General features: G+C 34.3%; 1 protein-coding gene. It reads right to left on the bottom strand.

Annotated features, from left to right (window positions below; translation table 11 throughout):
• Nucleotides 1-30: 30 nt before the first annotated feature.
• A complete protein-coding gene (locus HG1285_RS02165) occupies nt 31-1251 on the bottom strand; it encodes a M20 family metallopeptidase (RefSeq protein ID WP_008289194.1) in 1221 nt (406 codons plus the stop codon).
• Between the last annotated feature and the right edge of the window lie 334 nt (nt 1252-1585).

Genomic DNA, 1585 nt, shown 5'->3' with positions numbered 1-1585 from the left:
CAGAATTTTATTCACAGTAAATCTCCTTTGTTAAGAATTTTCCTCAAGCCATTTGTAAGCCAAATATGCCATTATTTTTGTTCCTGTAAGAAGAACAACTTCTTCATCTATATCAAATAATGGGCTGTGAAGAGGTGCTGTTATATCTTTTTCTTCGTTTCTTGTTCCAATTCTTATAAATGTTCCCGGGACTTTCAACAGATACTCTCCAAAATCTTCCCCACCCATACTTGGATATTCAAGTTCTACAACATTTTCATTTCCTAAAATATCTTTCATCATTGAAAGGGCAAATTTTGTTGTTTTTTCGTTATTTATGACAGGAGGTGTTCCGTACTGGTATTCAAACTCATAAGCTCCGCCGTACGCTAAGGTTGTTCCCCAGATTGTGTGCTCCATCCATTTTGGTATCTGGTCCCTAAGGTCTATGCTTAGCGTTCTGACTGTTCCAGAAAACTCAACTTCATCAGGGATTATATTTTCAGCAAAACCTCCGTTTATTTTTCCTATTGTTATAACTGCAGGATGAAGCGGGTCAACTTTCCTGCTTACAATGTGGTGTAAAGAATTTATAGTTTGCGATGCGATTAAAACAGGGTCAACTCCCATGTGAGGCCTTGAAGCGTGAGAACCTTTTCCTTTAATTTTTACCCTGAAAATATCAGAAGATGCCATAAAATGACCAATTTTAGTGCCTACTTTTCCTGCTGGAAGTTCGGGAAACATATGAATACCGAAAATTGCCGATACTTTAGGGTCTTCCAAAACACCATTTTCTATTAAGTATTTTGCACCTTTGCAGTCCATTCTCTCTTCACAAGGCTGAAAGATAAGCTTTACATTACCCTGCAAATGTTCTTTCATTTCCATTAGTACTTTTGCAGCTCCAAGTAAGATTGTTGTATGGGCATCGTGTCCGCAGGAATGCATTACTCCTTCTATTTTTGACCTGTAAGGTACATCTCTTTTTTCTACCATAGGAAGTGCATCCATATCTGCCCTTAAAGCAACCGTTATATCGTGTTTTCCTTTTATTAATCCTATAACTGCCGTAGTTCCTGCAAAGTTTTCTATTACCTGGTCAACTCCAAACTCTCTTAGTTTCTGTGCTACGAATTTTCCAGTTTCATATTCCTGACCACTAAGTTCAGGATGCATATGTATATGTCTTCTCCAGTTTATAAGTTCGTTTTTAATTTCCTCAGATAATTTTTTTATTCTTTCTTTAGCTTCTACTGGTGTTAAATGCATCTTTTTCTCCTTTTATGTTTTTTAGCATATATAATAAATATAAATGCGAAAAATATTTTTAACACTGGCTTTATTACTTTATTTTGTGTTTTTAGTAGAAACAATAACGGGATCCTGGATATGGAAGCCTGTGAGAAATTTACAAAAAAATAAAAAATACAAAACTTAAGTATTCTTTTTTTGCTTTTAATGTACTAATATTATTTTTAGTGATTTATATGCACTTTGTTTAGGAGGAAATTCTTATGAAGAAAATATTAATATTATTACTTTTAATTGCATTTAGCAGCTCCTATGCTCAGGAAGATGAAGTTAAAAAGGTTGTATTTGACCT

It is taken from the genome of Hydrogenivirga sp. 128-5-R1-1, from assembly GCF_000171895.1.
Note: the sequence above shows the minus strand (reverse complement) of the source record. Positions and strands in the feature narration are given on the sequence as shown.

Bases quoted from the DNA above. Each gene is read 5' to 3' on its own strand.
- HG1285_RS02165 (WP_008289194.1), bottom strand. From the start codon at position 1,251: ATGCATTTAACACCAGTAGAAGCTAAAGAAAGAATAAAAAAATTATCT.